The organism is Pedobacter sp. GW460-11-11-14-TSB4, from assembly GCF_059423705.1.
Genome location: NZ_JBWKYI010000018.1, coordinates 40,506 through 55,936 on the forward strand (window position 1 = coordinate 40,506; position 15,431 = coordinate 55,936).

The window sequence follows — 15,431 nt, forward strand, 5'->3', positions numbered from 1 at the left end:
GATGAGCAAGAAATTAAAAATATTTATCCTACTGTTAAGCTTATCCCTTTCGGGTTTTGCACAAGAACAGCTGAGCTTGCAGGAAGCCATTACCATTGCTTTACAGAACAATTACGACATCAAAATCAGTAAAAACCAGATCGATATAGCAAAGAACAATGCCAATATCGGCAATGCGGGTATGTTACCTAACTTAACCGGAAGTTATACCAATGGCGGAAGTATCCAGAACACCAGGCAAACGCCTGCCACTGGCCCTGACCGGGTAATTACAGGCGCAAAAAGTACCAATAACAGTTATGGTGCCGATTTAAACTGGACTATTTTTGATGGTTTTAGCATGTTCGCCAATTACGATCGCTTAAAAGAATTGCAAAAGCAGGGCGAGTTAAACGCCCGCTTAACCATTTTAACTACTGTTGCAGATGTAATTACGGCCTATTATGATATTGTAAGGCAGCAACAATTGGTGATAGCAGCAGATAGTGCGATGGATGTTTCGGTATTACGTACCAGTATTGCCAAAACAAAATTACAGCTTGGCCGTGGTTCAAAACTGGATGTATTAACCGCACAGGTTGATTATAATACCGATACCTCAAATTACCTGCAAACCAAAAATGCCCTACAGGTAGCTAAAGTCCGTTTAAATCAATTAATGGTTAGAGATATTGGCACCTCCTTTTCTGTTGCAAATAATATTGATGTAGATAAAGGCATTTTATTTAGCAAAATGGCCGAGATGGCCGAACAACAGAATCCGAATGTGCAGAATGCTTTTATTAATCAGCGTATTGCCTCGTTAAATCTAAAATCTATCCGTGGCGCACGTTATCCATCCGTTAGCCTAAACTCTGGTTATAGCCGGGCAAACAGTACCAGCCCTACTGGCTTTAACCAAAAATTTGCTGCAAATGGATTTACCTATGGCGTTACTGCGAGTATAAATTTATTTAATGGTTTTTTACAGCGCCAGCAAGAACGTAATGCGAAGATTGAGATCGATAATTCGGCCTTAACCTTAAACAAAACCAAACTCGATGTAAATTCGCAGTTGCTTACCGCATATGAAAATTATAGCACTTATCTCGATTTGATTAAGTTAGAACAACGAAATGTAGATATTGCAAAAGAAAACTTAGATATTACCCTGGCAAAATACCGTTTAGGCAGTATTGCGCCTTTAGAATTAAGAGAAGCACAGCGTAATGCTATTGATGCCAAAAACCGTTTCATTGAAATGCAATATCAAGCTAAAATAGCCGAAACTACACTGAAAGAAATCAGTGGAAATATAAATTTATCTAATTAATCTTTATATTTAAACCCATGATATTTTATATTTAGTCCCATGATACTTGTTGCAGATAGTGGCTCATCAAAAACCGATTGGATGGGCTATCATAATGGCGAGACCATTAAGTTTAGCACTCCTGGAATAAACCCTTATTTCTTAAGTGAGCAAGAAATTACCAAGCTGATTTCTAAAAATGAATCCTTATTACAATATGCTGATGAGGTAAAAGAAATCTACTTCTTTGGAGCCGGTTGTTCTTCACCCGACAAACATGAAGTAGTCTCAAATGGCTTGTCGGCCGTTTTTGGTAATGCCTTTATTTCAGTAGACCACGATCTTTTGGGTTCGGTATATGCGACCTGCGGAAATGCTGAAGGTTTAAACTGTATTTTAGGTACCGGATCGAATATCTGTTATTTCGATGGAAAGAAAATCCACGATGGCCACCACGGCTTAGGTTATGTGCTTGGCGATGAAGGTTCTGGTACTTTCTTTGGGAAAAAAGTACTTTTAAGCTATTTATACAATAAAATGCCCTCCAACTTAGCGGCAGAATTTAAAAAATCTTTCCCTTCAGAAAAGGAACAGATTATTACCAATGTATATCAAAAACCTTTCCCTAACATCTATTTAGCAGGTTTTAGCCGCTTTATGGCCAGCCATAAAGACCATCCCTTTATTCAGGATATTTTAAGAACCGGCTTTCAGGAGTTTGTAGATACGAACGTTAAAGATTATCCTAAACATAAAAATGTTCCCTGCCATTTTGTAGGTTCAATCGCCTATTATTATCAGGAAACATTAATTTCGGTGTTATTAGAAAATGGCATTGAACCTGGGAAAATACTACAGAAACCCATTGAAGAGCTGTTTAATTTTATTTTAAATAAAGAAGGAATAGTACAACAGGCAAGTTAAAATCGAAGTCTTATTTTTAGCTATTATAAATTTATTGTTAAAATATTCTTAAGATTGTAAACATAACAACATAAACTTTTGTTATATTTTTAACGGCATATAAATGCTAACACATATGAAGAGAATACTGGTAGTAGACGATGATATTGAGGTTTTAGAAACCATACAATTAATACTGGAAATCGGGGGATTTAAAGTTTCGGCACTAAATGATGGCGAAGAAATTTTTAACAGAATTGAAAAATTTAGTCCCGATTTAATCTTACTGGATATTTCTCTAGGGCATATCGATGGGCGTGTGTTGTGCGAGCAGCTAAAATCCATTGAAAGCACCTCTAAAATTCCAATTTTACTGATTTCAGGTTTATACGATCCAAAAGATTTTACAACCTTAAACTACGGTCAGGACGATTTCTTATCAAAACCATTCCAAATGGATGTACTGCTTAAAAAGATCTCTAAAATTCTTTCACTGGAAGAAGATAAACCAAGTTTTCTGTTAAATTAAGTTAGTGCAGCCTTAAAATATTTAGCCAAGAGGATCTTAAGTTTCTCTTGGCTTTTTTATTTTTATAAAAAAAACACTTTCCTATAAATTTAATGACATGATACCAAGCAATGAATGGTTAACAACCTGGAACGAGAAACGCTCTTTATTAGCCTGTCCTAACAATTTGAATGATTATTTTGAAGAAACAGCAGTTGCTGGCAAAAAAATAGATCACCTTGAACTGGGAAGCGTTTCTATTCCAACAGGAGAAATTCTGGTGCGTGATCCACTGGTTTATATCCAGAAAGATGCTGAACCATATTTAATTAAAGTACCAAAAGGCGAATTCCCGGTAACGGCAGCCGTAGTGGTTCCCGATGATGAAGATTGTGCCAGATATGCTGCCGTTAAAGTGCAGTTTACAGCTTATGATGCGATACGCTTTGAAGAGGCATTAATCGGAACAGAAGACCTTGTTAATTTTAATGAAGGAGAATTTTTTGGTTTTAATGTAGATGCAGGCTTAGCTTGTGTGCTGGATAAAGAAACATTAAAACATTTCTGTGCCTTTCAAGACAAGTTTAACAGAGAGAATCCTGGTAAAAATCTGTACGATGATTACTTCGCGGCACTTTTTGCAGGTAATTATGCCGAAAACCCTATTCATCAGCGTGAAGGTGGCGATTGGATCAACTGGAAAATCCCAGGGACGGATTACCATATTCCATTTTTTCAAAGTGGTTTTGGCGATGGCACCTACCCCGTTTATTATGGTTTTGATATTGAAGGTAATATTTGCGCACTGATTATTCAGTTTATTGATATTGAACTGGCTTACGGTGAAGAGGCGTAAATTTCAATTTATAATAATGAGGCTTTGCTTTGCAAATCATGATTAAACTGTAATAATAAAAGCAACTGGTGGTCTCTGAGACACAGACCATGGAACCAGCAATGATGGATTTATGGATGCTGTCATTTTGGCAAATAAATTCTTTTGGAACAAGCCTTGTTATGCAGGATGTAGATTAAACAATTTATTTACATATGAGCATACAGGAAAAAGGAAATATCTCGATACACACTGAGAATATTTTCCCGATAATTAAGAAGTTTTTATACTCTGATAACGAAATTTTTCTTCGTGAGTTGGTTTCTAACGCAGTAGATGCGGTTCAGAAAATTAAAAGACTAGGTTCATTAGGTCAGTTTAATGGCGAAGTTGGTCAGCCATTGGTGCAAGTTGCAGTTGATAAGGATGCAAAAACCATTACCATTAGCGATAACGGTTTGGGAATGACTGCCGAAGAGATTAAAAAATACATTAACCAGGTTGCATTTTCTGGCGCAAGTGAGTTTGTAGAGAAATTTAAGGATGCTAAAGATGCCAATGAAATCATCGGTAAATTCGGTTTAGGTTTCTACTCGGCCTTTATGGTTGCAGATTTAGTTGAGATTCAAACTTTATCATACCAGGATGGCGCAGAACCTGCACGTTGGGTTTGCGATGGCAGTACAGAATTTGAAATTACTGAAGGAACTAAAACCACTCGCGGTACCGATATTATCCTGCATGTAAACAAAGATTCGGAAGAATTTTTAGCAGAAAGTAAACTGCAGGAAATCCTGGATAAATACGCTAAATTTTTACCTGTGCCTATTAAGTTTGGCACTAAAACAGAATCGGTTGAAGATGGCGTAGATGAGGAAGGTAAAGCCAAGTATAACGACGTTGAAGTTGATAACATAATCAACACCACCAACCCGATCTGGACAAAAGCTCCTGCAGATTTGTCAGACGAGGATTATTTAAACTTTTACCGCGAATTATATCCATTTAGTGAAGAACCATTATTCTGGATCCACTTAAATGTTGATTACCCTTTTAATTTAACCGGCGTATTGTATTTCCCTAAGTTGAAAAACGATTTCGAAATGCAGCGCAACAAAATCAAATTATATTCACGTCAGGTATTTATTACCGATGAGGTTAAAGATATTGTTCCTGAGTTTTTGATGTTATTACACGGTGTAATCGATTCTCCTGATATTCCGTTAAATGTATCACGCAGTTTCTTACAGGCCGACAGCAACGTTAAAAAGATCAATAACTACATTACTAAAAAGGTTGCTGATAAATTAGGTGAGTTATTTGCCAAAGACCGTAAAGCTTATGAAGATAAATGGAAAGACATCGGTCTTTTTGTAAAATACGGTATGATCAGTGAAGAGAAGTTTTACGATAAAGCTAAAGATTTTGCTTTAGTTGGAAACACTAAAAATGAGCTTTTCACACTTCCTGAGTATAAAGAGAAGGTAAGCGCCTTACAAACGGATAAAAATGGCACTGTGGTTTATTTATACACCAACGATGCGGCTAAACAAGATGCTTTTATCCAATCGGCGAACAAAAAAGATTACGATGTTTTATTATTAGACTCACCAATCGACAATCACTTTATCAATCAATTGGAGCAAAAATTAGAGAAAACATCAATTAAACGTGTTGACTCCAGCGTTGCGGATAAATTAATTGAGAAAGACGAACAAAATGAGCATGTTTTAACTGAAGATCAGGTAAAAGAAGTAACCACTATTTTTGAAAAAGCCATTACCAAACCAGGTATGCATGTAGAAATTGTGGCTTTACATCCTGAAGAATTACCAGTTACCATTACCATGGATGAATTTATGCGCCGGATGAAAGATATGGCTGCTATGGGTGGCGGAATGGGCTTTTACGGCCAAATGCCCGACAATTACAAAGTTGCCATTAACGGAAACCATAAATTGGTCAGTAAAATTTTAAAGGCTGAGGGAGAAGAGCAAAGCAACCTGGCTAAACAAGCGGTAGATTTAGCGCTTTTAGCACAAGGTATGTTAACTGGTGCAGAATTAACTGCTTTTGTAAGCAGAAGTGTAGAATTAATTTAATCAGGAAAACCTGTTAAAGTTTAAAGGGAGAAACCGAATCGGTTTCTCCCTTTTTCTTTGGTGAATGGGCATAAAAAAAGTCCTGATCAGATCAAGACTTTTAGGCAAGAATTTTCGGGAACTCTTAGATTAAAATTAATATTGTTTAGCTTGCAACGTTCGCTTTTTGATCTACATTGAAGTAATCTTTATGATCTTCGATCATTTTAGCAATGGTAGCGGCTTTAGTATCGGTTATTTTAAATTCGAATAATGGCTCTTGATTTTTCTTAGATCTCACCATTTTTTCTGTGTAAAAGCGGTACACTAAACCATTGGTTAATAAACCATATTTAGCTTTTGTTTTACGGAAATATTTAGATAGGCGTGAATCGTGAATATCTAAATTATCGTTGTGGTGTTTACATTCAACCAGAATGGTTGGTTCGCCATCTTTCATAATGGTGTAATCCACTTTTTTACTTTTTTTAACCCCGAAGTCTAGAACAGCTTCAGATTGAACCTCTGAGGGATCAAATCCTAAGATTTGGATAAAAGGCATAACTAACGCGTTCCTTGTTAAATCCTCAGATTGAACTTGTGGAAGCATTTTCTTAATTCTTACGGCAAACTGCCCGATTTCGTCTTTCAATTCCATGTTGTTATCTATTATAGGTAGTTAGTTTTTTAAATTGTATTGATTAAATACCGAATTTGCAGTGATAATAATTTGATCTAAACTTTGTTTATCAAAAAAGTTTCTGTTCAACATATCAACCATATAAGTTAATTTATTGATATCAGTTGCCCGCATGGTAAACTGAAAACTTTTCATACCATCTTTTATGGCTTGCTGAACGTAATTACGTACAACTAAAAAAGATTTTCTGAATGCGTATTCGCCATCTAACTTGCCTTTAACAGGCTTCTGTCCGTCAAGATTGCTATACTCATTTTGCATTCTCTGGTACATGTCTGCGTTGATTCCTTGATTTTTTAGAATCCCCTTGTAGTAGATTTTATTAAGTAAATACTCGTATTCGTTGTGTTTCATGTGGAGGCTTGGTAGATGTAGGGGGAATATTTCTTTGCTTTTCGGTAATTTTATCTTTTTTAGTTTTTAATAATCTTTAACCCAGTATTGTATGGCCTGTTTTTAATTTTATTATCTACAGGCTACACAAGATTGGGCAGGCAGATGTTTTTCACAACTAGTAGTTTTCACTGCTAACTGTTTTTGTTTTTGGCAAACAGTATAAAGATTATAAAAAGAAGGGATTCGGATAATTTTTTTACATCAACTACCCAGAATATTACACGAAACCCAGGTTTTTTTTAGACGAAACCCTGGATAAGTTTTTTAGTGCTATTGTTAATTCAATTCATTTTTATTTAACTTGCATTCAAATCAAATAAAACAAACATATTTATACTCATGAATCTAAAATGCGTTGTTATAGACGACGAGCAACATGCAATTGAAGTATTAACTGACCACATTGCGGAAATGCCTGGTTTAACAGTTTTTAAAACCTTTACCAGCCCTGTCCAGGCACTTACAGAGATAAGTATCGAGGACGAAATTGATTTATTGTTTATGGATATTGATATGCCAGGGATCAATGGATTGGAGCTGGCTAAAAATATCAGAGAAAAAGCAAAATATTTGATTTTTACTACTGCGCATCCTGATTATGCCTTGCAAGCATTTGATGTACAATCAGATCAGTACTTATTAAAACCTATTTCCTTTGCAAAATTTGCATTAGGTATTGACAGGATTTTAAAAAAGGAAGCAAATAATACCAAAGTGAGCACGAAAGAAGCTGATCAGGTAGCGGCACTTTATATTAAAGGCGACCATAAATATGCTTTTTCTAACATCGCTATTGATGAAATACTTTACATCAAAGCGCTACAGAATTATATACAGATTATTACTAAATCTGAAACCCACACTACCTACCTTACCCTGAAGGAAATTGAAAAGGCCTTAGAAAACCACGCATTTATCCGTGTTAATAAATCGAACATTGTTGCTAAAGCGGCAATTAAAAAAGTAGATGGAAATATAATCCGTTTGGTAAATAACGAGATGATCCAAATTGGCGAAGGTTATAAAGAAGCTTTCTTCGCCTATGTACAGAGCAGTTTGTTAAAATCTAATCGAAATCAATAAACTACTAAAGGTCTACGATCCAGCTAGTCATTACTACTGTGTGGCTTTGGTCACCTGTAGGTGTAGTTGAATAATTATTTTGAGCTTTGATGTTTTTATAAACGAAAACAGTTTTTTTAGCTAGTTTAGTTGTGTTTTGAGCTTTCATGATATTTATATTTTAATGTGATTATTTATTGTTGTTATTAATTTCTGTAAAGATGCGGCGCAAAATTAACCTCAACTACTTTTTTACACAAAACCCCAATTTTAGGAGATAAAAACCCTATTTCAATAGATTTAAAGCGAAAAAATGACTTTTTCAATCCTCAAAACATTATATAAAAAATACAAACTCCACCTACTTATCTGGAGTATTTACATCATATATGAAGTATTTATTTTAGGTTATGCATCTAAACAGTTCAAACCACCAGGCATTTATCTTCTTATATATTTAACTAATATTTCTACTTTTTATCTTCATACATTTTTGCTCAAGAAAGTATTAAGTAAAAAAAATACCACACTCAGAATTGTAAACATTCTATTACTGATTGCTGCTATGTTAGTAACCTACATCGCAGCAAGTTATGTACTCCTTTTATTATTTCAAAAAATCGGGGTCATAGAATTCAACATGGCGAATTTTGTCCCTCGTGATTTCATACTTTCCTGCATGTATAGATCCTTATACTTTATCGGCTTTGCAACGGGTTATGTTTATCTAATCAAATCATTTCAAGATCAGAAGAAAGTAGAAGCCTTAGAACGACAAAACCTGGTTACCCAGATAGAGAAACAGGCTTTAGAGAATGATCTGGTTCAATCGCAAAACAATTATCTCCGCAGTCAGATCAACCCACACTTTCTTTTTAATACTTTAAACTTTATTTATAACGACGCCCGCAAAAAGGCACCCATGGCGGCAGATGCAATTATGAATCTGGCCGAAATGATGCGTTATGCACTAAAACGTCCTGAAGCATCAGAGATGGTTCCACTAAGTGAAGAAATTGAGCAAATTGAACACCTGATCAATCTCCATAAACTCCGAACGGCAAACACCATTAACCTGGAACTTGAAGTAACGGGCGATATGTTCGGATTAAGGTTTCCACCACTGATCTTATTAACTTTGGTAGAAAACATCTTTAAGCACGGAAATGTTTCGCACTCTACTCAACCTGCCCTGATTAAAATTGCTTACGAAAAAGATAGTCTAAATATCAGCACCATCAACATGATTAATGATAATAAAGGCAAACAGACCGAAAGCCATCATGTTGGAATTGACAATATTGGCAAGCGACTGAGTAATTTTTATGGCAATGATTATATCTTCAGGTATTACAAAGATCCCCTTAACCGTTATATTACCGAAATAGAGGTAACTGTAGTCAACCCGCTGGCCAGGTTAAACCGTTAAACTTTCATTGCATTTTGACGCTGAATATCTTTTAGCAGAAAATAGTACATGACCATTTCATGTGTTCGCTGGTCTTTGCTGAAAAGTCTGTTGACGTGCATATGCATTAAATCGGTTAATAGCTTTAGTGCATTTTCGGGCGCACATTGTTTAAGAATGCTGATAAACGAATCTGAAAATATGCCAAAGCCCTGCTCCTGCTCTGCTGTTAATGCTGTCCATTCTGTTTTACGAAACTCCTGATAGTGGTTGTTTAACTGCTTAAAATCAGCGGCATCTAACCGGTGTTCCTCATTAAAGTTATCAGACATTAACTTCACTATTTTATGGATAGCCAGCTTATCCAGAATGTTGGATTCGATAATCTTTGAGACCAAAAGGCTACACCCTTTATATTTGTTAAAATCATCAGCCTGGGTTGCTACAAGTGATAATACAAATTCGCTGTCCAGCTCAAAATGCTGCTCAACATCTTCAATCATATTATGACCATAACGCTCTAACTCACGCTTATAGGTTTTAATCTGCACATCGGATACCAGTCCTGAATTTATGAACAATTCCAGATCATCCATAAATTTTGAGGTTAACAGCTGCCCATCCATAGGATCGTTTAGCTGAACCCTAAACCTGATGTGGTTTCCATTTTCATTGTAGCGGATAAAAAACCATGATTTGATCTGACCTGTATGATGGCTGAGGAAGGGTGCAATTACTTCTGTCAAAATCTGATCACTGCGCTGCTGGTGGCAATAAATTTCGAAATACAGCCATTCTTTGCCTGGCAGGAAAAATCGCGTTACCCCTGCGTTTGCAGCAGTTTTAGTTAAACCACGATAAACCTGTTCGCCATGCCCTATACTTAAAACAAACTGAGCAAAATAGGGTTTGGCTGCTTCATCAACCACGATACTGTTTTGAGGCAGCAATGTTTCTTCAATGTAAGTACCGCCATGTTTTTGCACATATTGCAGAAAAGCATTTAAATCATCGTCGTTTTGCAAAGCAAAGCATAGAGTTTGATCGGATATACCTGCTTTGAAATATTCACTAACACCTAAACTGCTCAGGTATGCTCTACAATCGGTAATGGATAGCCACTTTTGATCTGGTCCTAAGAGGGCTTCTTTTTTAATTTTCCATTTATTACTGCTTAAAACTATATTTTGATATTGTAACCTTGGATAATAATCCAGATCAGGGAAAACAGTATCAAGTGAAAAGGAAAGATTTGTTTGTAAACCCTGATGTTGCAAATCGCACAGTAACCTAAATACAGAAAGATCTGAACGGGTATAGTTATAGGCTGAAGCCATTCTCGGCACCAACCGTTTATTGAAATGTTTAGATCGAAGAATAATCTCTGTGCCCCGAACTGAAATCTGTATATCATTTAAGGCAAGTGGCGATGCTGAGGTATCGAAATTTAAGATTGATAATTGATGTCCATAAATCAGTTTGCGCCGGTTTACATTATCTACATTGGCTTCTACAATGTAGGCCACATCAAAAAATAACACCTCGGGGTTTGCCTGTTGTTCTGCAGCTGCAATATTTTGGGCGTACTGTGCTACCTCATCGGCAGCCATTGTAAACCTTCCGCTTAAGGCATTCGATGTTGCTCCCCCAATCTGTTCGATAAAAATCAAATCGTCGTGAACAGCCATTACCATGCTGAATGAATTGGGTAGCGATACTAATTTATCATTGGGCTTTAAGGCCAGTTTGTTCAGATAAACAGTTTTATCTTTTTCGAAGTTTTGCGCGGTCAGGTATGTTCTTAATGCCGTTTTAATATTTTCGCTTTCCGCTTTTTTCGGCGGCTTATTATTGAAACGCGTGATAAACTCGCTGTTTTCACCGGCCTGTTCCAGCTCATCATAACCTACCCCCATTTCGGGATCTAGTGCCAATAAAAGCGGTACTTCCTGATCTTCGAATTTCTTTTTAAACCTGAGCTGAAACTGACTCAGCGCATCACGATCTTTAGCAGGCATTATACCATGGAGCATATTGATCAGACCTGGAATAGCCTGAAACAACCGTTCATTAATGCCACCCGACAAAACATTACGCTGCGCGATAAGATATTTTGGCAACTCGGCTGTAGCAGTGAGGCCTAAACGTTCAAAATAATCATCACCTATAATATTAGGATCGTAGTTGGTAAAAACAAGCTGTAAATCGTGCATATCCTGCAGCAAAGCGAATAGGTTTTCGGTTTCAGCCTCATTTAAATTTATGTGTTTTACCAGATCGTTAAGCCTAACCGGTGTTAAGCAGGCCGCTAATATTTGTATTACAAAGTCATCCTGATCTAACTCGGCCAGTTCGAAAACACCATCTGTACAGGCGATATAACGAATACTGTTGGGCGTTAAATAATAACTAGTATTACTAAACAGGAGACAGTTTTTTTGCAGCAGTTCTGCAAATGGCAATTGAATATTATTCTTATATGGCCAATCAACCAGTTCGCGGAGCTTTTGGGTTTCTTCTATTACTATTCTGCTTTCAGATGGCTTAATGGCATCGTTTAATAAACTAAAACCTGCAAAAGTGCCGTAAGGGGTTGACCGGAATTTCGCACGGTTAAAATATTTCCAGATGGTAAAATAAACCTTAGGTGGAAGATCTTTAAGTTCGTTTGCTTTTACTTCTTTTATGGTTTCGTAAAAAGCTGCCGAAGATACGGATATGGCCAGTTTTAATTCCTCCCAACAATCTACCAGTTCGGATTGATATGAAAATTTAGGTGTTCTAAAAATTACAGTTGGTTGGATATTAAGCTTCATTGAATTTAAATGTCAGGGGAAAATTACAAAGATTAATTTAGATTATCAGTTTTCAGTGGGCAGTTTTCCGTTCACAAATTAGTTTCCGGTTCTGCGTTTATCACCTAAAATCAGCGGGATTACAAATCCGGAACTGCAATGATTAATTTAGATTATCAGTTTTCAGTTGGCAGTTTTCAGTTCACAAATCAGTTTCCGGTTCTGCGTTTATCATCTAAAATCAGCGGGAATACAAATCCGGACCAGCAATGATTAATTTAGATTATCAGTTTTCAGTTGGCAGTTTTCAGTTTACAAATCAGCGGGAATACAAATCCGGACCAGCTTAATTAAAACAAAAAAGCCATCTTCTTTTTAGGAAGATGGCTCACCGGGATGTGATTATATTTTATTTTTTGGTTACTTTAAATTCAGTTCTTCTGTTTTTTGCTCTTCCTTCCGGATTATCTTTTTTCTTGCGTTTCACTACGATTTCGTTAGGCGCAATCGGCATCGATTCTCCATAACCTTTTGAGGTCATTCTGGCCGCAGCAATTCCTTTACTTTCTAAATAATCAGTACAAGATTTTGCTCTTCTGTTCGATAGATCTAAATTATACTCATCTGTTCCGATGTTATCGGTATGAGAACCTAATTCAATTTCCATTTCAGGGTTATCTTCCATAATCGGGATCAGGAAGTCTAATACTTTTTTAGAAGGCTCGGTCAGTTCGGCACTGTTAAATTCGTAATAAACATTATCCAAAGCCATCGGAATACCCAATTTGAAAGGGCTTAAGCAGTAATCTTTATAAATCAAGGTATCTGCTTTTGCTAGTTCTTCGTAAGGATAGTTTTTAGTTACTGCGAAATAATTATCTTTTGCAAAAAGCAATTTAATTGGTCTTTTTGAATCTACTTTAAACCTGTAAATACCATCGCTACCAGTCGTTATTTTCTGTGGTCCTTCGGCATTGGTTAAAGTGACATCGGCACCTGCTAAAGGCAATTTAGTTTTACAATCGGTTAAAAGGCCTGCGATTGAAAGGAATTCTTTTTTCACTTCAAACAATTCTAAACAGCAGGATGATTCGCGATCGGAACTGATATAACCTTTTGTTCCTTTATCATCAGTTGCGGTAAAGTAAAGATCATCTTTTGATGAGTTGAATGGATAACCCAGGTTTTTAGGATTAGACCAGTTTACCAGATCGCCTTCTGATTCAAAGAAATCAAGACCACCGAAACCAACCCGTCCATCGGTACTAAACAATAACTTTTTGGTTAGGGGGTTATAGTATGGTGCACGTTCGTCATCTTCGGTATTAATGGTTGGGCCAAAATTTACCGCCTGACCTAATGAACCGTCTTCGCGCACGGCACAATACCAAAGATCGAATTTACCATAACCACCACTTCTATCTGATGAGAAAAGAAGGAACTTACCATCGCTGGTTACAAAAGGTTGTGATGAATTAAAATCTTTACTGTTTACCTGTAAACCAACCGGTAGCGGATCTGACCACTTATCGCCCGTTTTTTTAGCGCTATAAATTGCATATTTTTCCTTTTCTCTCCAGGTGGTAAAATACACGGTATTTCCGTCTGGTGTAAAGCTGGCCGCTGCAATCTCTACATTTTTAGGAAAATTAATATCGATCTTTTTTACAGCCACATCAGCAGCAGTTAATTCGCCTTTAGCTGAATAAAGGTTGTTAATAAAAGGATTGGTTTTAGTGGATACCTGAACTTCTCCGGCATCAGTTTTAACCATGTCTTTTTTACTTCCTACGGCAACAGGGCGCGATGAGGTGAAATAAAATTCGTTATTAATTTTAACAGGCGCATAATTAGATCCTAAACCATTTACGTTAGCTGGCATTTTTTTGACTTGAACCATACGTGGAAAACGCATTTCTTCGATCGCAAATTTGCAGGATTCGATTTCTTTTTGGGCATCTTTTACCAAAACATCACCAGGATTTTTTTGGATAAACTGCTGAAAGGCATCAATAGCCAGGTTAAATTTTTTGTTTGCCCTTAAGCTTTCGGCATAATAAAACAAGGCTTTTCTAAAACGTGTATTGGTAAAGGTTATCGCTACCCCATAATATTTTTCGGCCTCGTTAAATTCTCTGTACAGCCTGCTAGATTCGGCCAGGTTAAAGATCGATCCTTCATAATCTTCTATCACTTTATCATCAGTTGCCGATTTTCTTTCCTTACCATATGGCAAAATAACCTGGCTGCTATCGCCGGTAATTTTTAAGGCTTTTTTATAAAAAGTAGATGCAGCATAATAATCCTTATTTTCAAAATAAGTATCTGCAACCTTTTTATAATTTACCACATACTGAGCGTTTGCAAAACTGCCAAATGCCACTAACAAAAAGAGTAATATTTTTTTCATTTGGATTTCTATTATAAACGTGGACAAAAGAAGTTTGGACCAATAATTCCGTTACGGCCAATAAGTGATATGGAAAGCTCTAAACCACCGTTACTGTTTGATGCCCGGTTGAAAGTAGAGGTATTAACATCATAACTTAATCCGAACACCATGTTTTTTAACTGAAGGCCTACAAAGGCAATTGCAGCATCTTTATTACGGTAGTTGCCACCAAACAAAATGTTTGCTGATGGATTAACGTTAAGTTGTGCATAAGCCCCTAACGAAACTTCGTTTGTATTACCCTGATACATAAACAATGCGTTGGGTACGATATCCAATAACTCCGAAGCCTTGATCCGCGCGCCACCATGTGCAGTAAAACGAACAGGGATACGTGAGTTTGAACCAGAGAAACGATCGGTTGGGCGTGTTAAATGTGCTGCACTTGCGCCTAAGAAAACGTTAACACTTTTATTCGGGTTACCATCAAAGAACATGATCCCTGCATTAACATCCGGAACCAATGAAGACTGTGATGAAAGTGTTTCACCACTCATCATTCCACCATCATAACCCGAAATCGGATTAAACTGGTTGCCGAACCTGGCTTGAGAGAAATCGAAGCTACGGTTAATAATCCCCGCCTGTAATCCAAAACTAATCATCTGTAAACCTTCGGCCCCAAACCTCAAACGGTACGAACCGGATACCAATGCCGACAGGTAGTTAAAATCTAACTCCCCTGCCCTTTGGTTTAAAATGGTTGCACCAAATGCAAAGTTCTTTTTTGGTGCCATGTCGAAGGAGGCACCACCTGTTAAGAAAGAACTGTTAAGTGCACTCCATTGTTGTTTAAAGTTTACCGTTGCACGGTAATCGCCGTCTATCACCCCGGTTAAGGCCGGGTTAAGGTATAACGGATTTGCATAATATTGTGAAAAATGCGGATCAGTTTGTGCAAAGGATTTAGCTGTACACAGCAGCAATCCTAGCACTGCAACATATATTTTTAAAGCCGATAGTATTTTCATGGTCTTTGATTTTATCTGTTTATTATTAA

General features: G+C 36.8%; 13 protein-coding genes. 7 read left to right on the forward strand and 6 right to left on the reverse strand.

What is annotated here, in order from left to right:
* Position 1 precedes the first annotated feature (1 nt).
* From AC07YT_RS16920 to htpG, 5 genes are all read left to right on the forward strand, one after another.
* Positions 2-1,312, forward strand: a complete 1,311-nt coding sequence (locus AC07YT_RS16920; protein WP_086547863.1) for a TolC family protein — start codon at positions 2-4, stop codon at positions 1,310-1,312.
* Positions 1,313-1,351: 39 nt separating this feature from the next.
* Entirely contained in the window at positions 1,352-2,215 is an 864-nt protein-coding gene (locus AC07YT_RS16925; RefSeq protein WP_478359364.1) for an N-acetylglucosamine kinase, read from the forward strand.
* 115 nt (positions 2,216-2,330) lie between these two features.
* Positions 2,331-2,723, forward strand: coding sequence for a response regulator (locus AC07YT_RS16930; protein WP_230144492.1), 393 nt, complete (start codon positions 2,331-2,333; stop codon positions 2,721-2,723).
* Between the two features lie 97 nt (positions 2,724-2,820).
* Entirely contained in the window at positions 2,821-3,558 is a 738-nt protein-coding gene (locus AC07YT_RS16935) for a DUF4241 domain-containing protein (RefSeq protein WP_086547865.1), read from the forward strand.
* Between the two features lie 194 nt (positions 3,559-3,752).
* Positions 3,753-5,639, forward strand: coding sequence for a molecular chaperone HtpG (htpG, locus tag AC07YT_RS16940; protein WP_494945424.1), 1,887 nt, complete (start codon positions 3,753-3,755; stop codon positions 5,637-5,639).
* A gap of 145 nt (positions 5,640-5,784) precedes the next feature.
* Here htpG and AC07YT_RS16945 read toward each other — a convergent pair whose 3' ends face one another.
* Together AC07YT_RS16945 and AC07YT_RS16950 are read right to left on the reverse strand one after the other, a co-directional pair.
* On the reverse strand, positions 5,785-6,276 hold the full coding sequence (locus AC07YT_RS16945) for a type I restriction enzyme HsdR N-terminal domain-containing protein (protein WP_086547866.1): 492 nt from the start codon (positions 6,274-6,276) through the stop codon (positions 5,785-5,787).
* Between the two features lie 21 nt (positions 6,277-6,297).
* Positions 6,298-6,672: a hypothetical protein gene (locus tag AC07YT_RS16950; RefSeq protein WP_086547867.1), complete on the reverse strand. Its 375-nt coding sequence runs from the start codon at positions 6,670-6,672 to the stop codon at positions 6,298-6,300.
* 381 nt (positions 6,673-7,053) lie between these two features.
* Here AC07YT_RS16950 and AC07YT_RS16955 point away from each other — a divergent pair, with 381 nt between their 5' ends.
* Positions 7,054-7,797 carry a LytR/AlgR family response regulator transcription factor gene (locus AC07YT_RS16955; protein ID WP_057933128.1) on the forward strand — a complete coding sequence of 248 codons (744 nt, stop codon included), beginning with the start codon at positions 7,054-7,056 and terminating at the stop codon, positions 7,795-7,797.
* 4 nt (positions 7,798-7,801) lie between these two features.
* Here the strand turns inward: AC07YT_RS16955 and AC07YT_RS16960 are convergent, their stop codons facing one another.
* Positions 7,802-7,945 carry a hypothetical protein gene (locus AC07YT_RS16960; protein ID WP_158272998.1) on the reverse strand — a complete coding sequence of 48 codons (144 nt, stop codon included), beginning with the start codon at positions 7,943-7,945 and terminating at the stop codon, positions 7,802-7,804.
* Positions 7,946-8,089: 144 nt separating this feature from the next.
* Here AC07YT_RS16960 and AC07YT_RS16965 point away from each other — a divergent pair, with 144 nt between their 5' ends.
* The gene (locus AC07YT_RS16965) at positions 8,090-9,205 is read left to right on the forward strand and encodes a sensor histidine kinase (RefSeq protein ID WP_086547868.1); all 1,116 of its coding nucleotides are present in this window, start codon (positions 8,090-8,092) and stop codon (positions 9,203-9,205) included.
* Here AC07YT_RS16965 and AC07YT_RS16970 read toward each other — a convergent pair.
* From AC07YT_RS16970 to AC07YT_RS16980, 3 genes are all read right to left on the reverse strand, one after another.
* Complete coding sequence (locus AC07YT_RS16970) at positions 9,202-12,000, reverse strand: lantibiotic dehydratase (protein WP_086547869.1); 2,799 nt, start codon at positions 11,998-12,000, stop codon at positions 9,202-9,204. The genes AC07YT_RS16965 and AC07YT_RS16970 overlap by 4 nt on opposite strands.
* Before the next feature lie 388 nt (positions 12,001-12,388).
* Complete coding sequence (locus tag AC07YT_RS16975) at positions 12,389-14,389, reverse strand: OmpA family protein (protein WP_086547870.1); 2,001 nt, start codon at positions 14,387-14,389, stop codon at positions 12,389-12,391.
* A gap of 11 nt (positions 14,390-14,400) precedes the next feature.
* Positions 14,401-15,402 (reverse strand): PorP/SprF family type IX secretion system membrane protein, encoded by a 1,002-nt coding sequence (locus tag AC07YT_RS16980; protein ID WP_086547871.1) that lies wholly within the window; start codon positions 15,400-15,402, stop codon positions 14,401-14,403.
* Positions 15,403-15,431: the final 29 nt, after the last annotated feature.

What these genes read in the sequence shown, in the direction of transcription:
- AC07YT_RS16920 (WP_086547863.1), top strand. Translation starts at nt 2, where the DNA reads ATGAGCAAGAAATTAAAAATATTTATCCTACTGTTAAGCTTATCCCTT.
- AC07YT_RS16925 (WP_478359364.1), top strand. Translation starts at nt 1,352, where the DNA reads ATGATACTTGTTGCAGATAGTGGCTCATCAAAAACCGATTGGATGGGC.
- AC07YT_RS16930 (WP_230144492.1), top strand. Translation starts at nt 2,331, where the DNA reads ATGAAGAGAATACTGGTAGTAGACGATGATATTGAGGTTTTAGAAACC.
- AC07YT_RS16935 (WP_086547865.1), top strand. Translation starts at nt 2,821, where the DNA reads ATGATACCAAGCAATGAATGGTTAACAACCTGGAACGAGAAACGCTCT.
- htpG (WP_494945424.1), top strand. Translation starts at nt 3,753, where the DNA reads ATGAGCATACAGGAAAAAGGAAATATCTCGATACACACTGAGAATATT.
- AC07YT_RS16945 (WP_086547866.1), bottom strand. Translation starts at nt 6,276, where the DNA reads ATGGAATTGAAAGACGAAATCGGGCAGTTTGCCGTAAGAATTAAGAAA.
- AC07YT_RS16950 (WP_086547867.1), bottom strand. Translation starts at nt 6,672, where the DNA reads ATGAAACACAACGAATACGAGTATTTACTTAATAAAATCTACTACAAG.
- AC07YT_RS16955 (WP_057933128.1), top strand. Translation starts at nt 7,054, where the DNA reads ATGAATCTAAAATGCGTTGTTATAGACGACGAGCAACATGCAATTGAA.
- AC07YT_RS16960 (WP_158272998.1), bottom strand. Translation starts at nt 7,945, where the DNA reads ATGAAAGCTCAAAACACAACTAAACTAGCTAAAAAAACTGTTTTCGTT.
- AC07YT_RS16965 (WP_086547868.1), top strand. Translation starts at nt 8,090, where the DNA reads ATGACTTTTTCAATCCTCAAAACATTATATAAAAAATACAAACTCCAC.
- AC07YT_RS16970 (WP_086547869.1), bottom strand. Translation starts at nt 12,000, where the DNA reads ATGAAGCTTAATATCCAACCAACTGTAATTTTTAGAACACCTAAATTT.
- AC07YT_RS16975 (WP_086547870.1), bottom strand. Translation starts at nt 14,389, where the DNA reads ATGAAAAAAATATTACTCTTTTTGTTAGTGGCATTTGGCAGTTTTGCA.
- AC07YT_RS16980 (WP_086547871.1), bottom strand. Translation starts at nt 15,402, where the DNA reads ATGAAAATACTATCGGCTTTAAAAATATATGTTGCAGTGCTAGGATTG.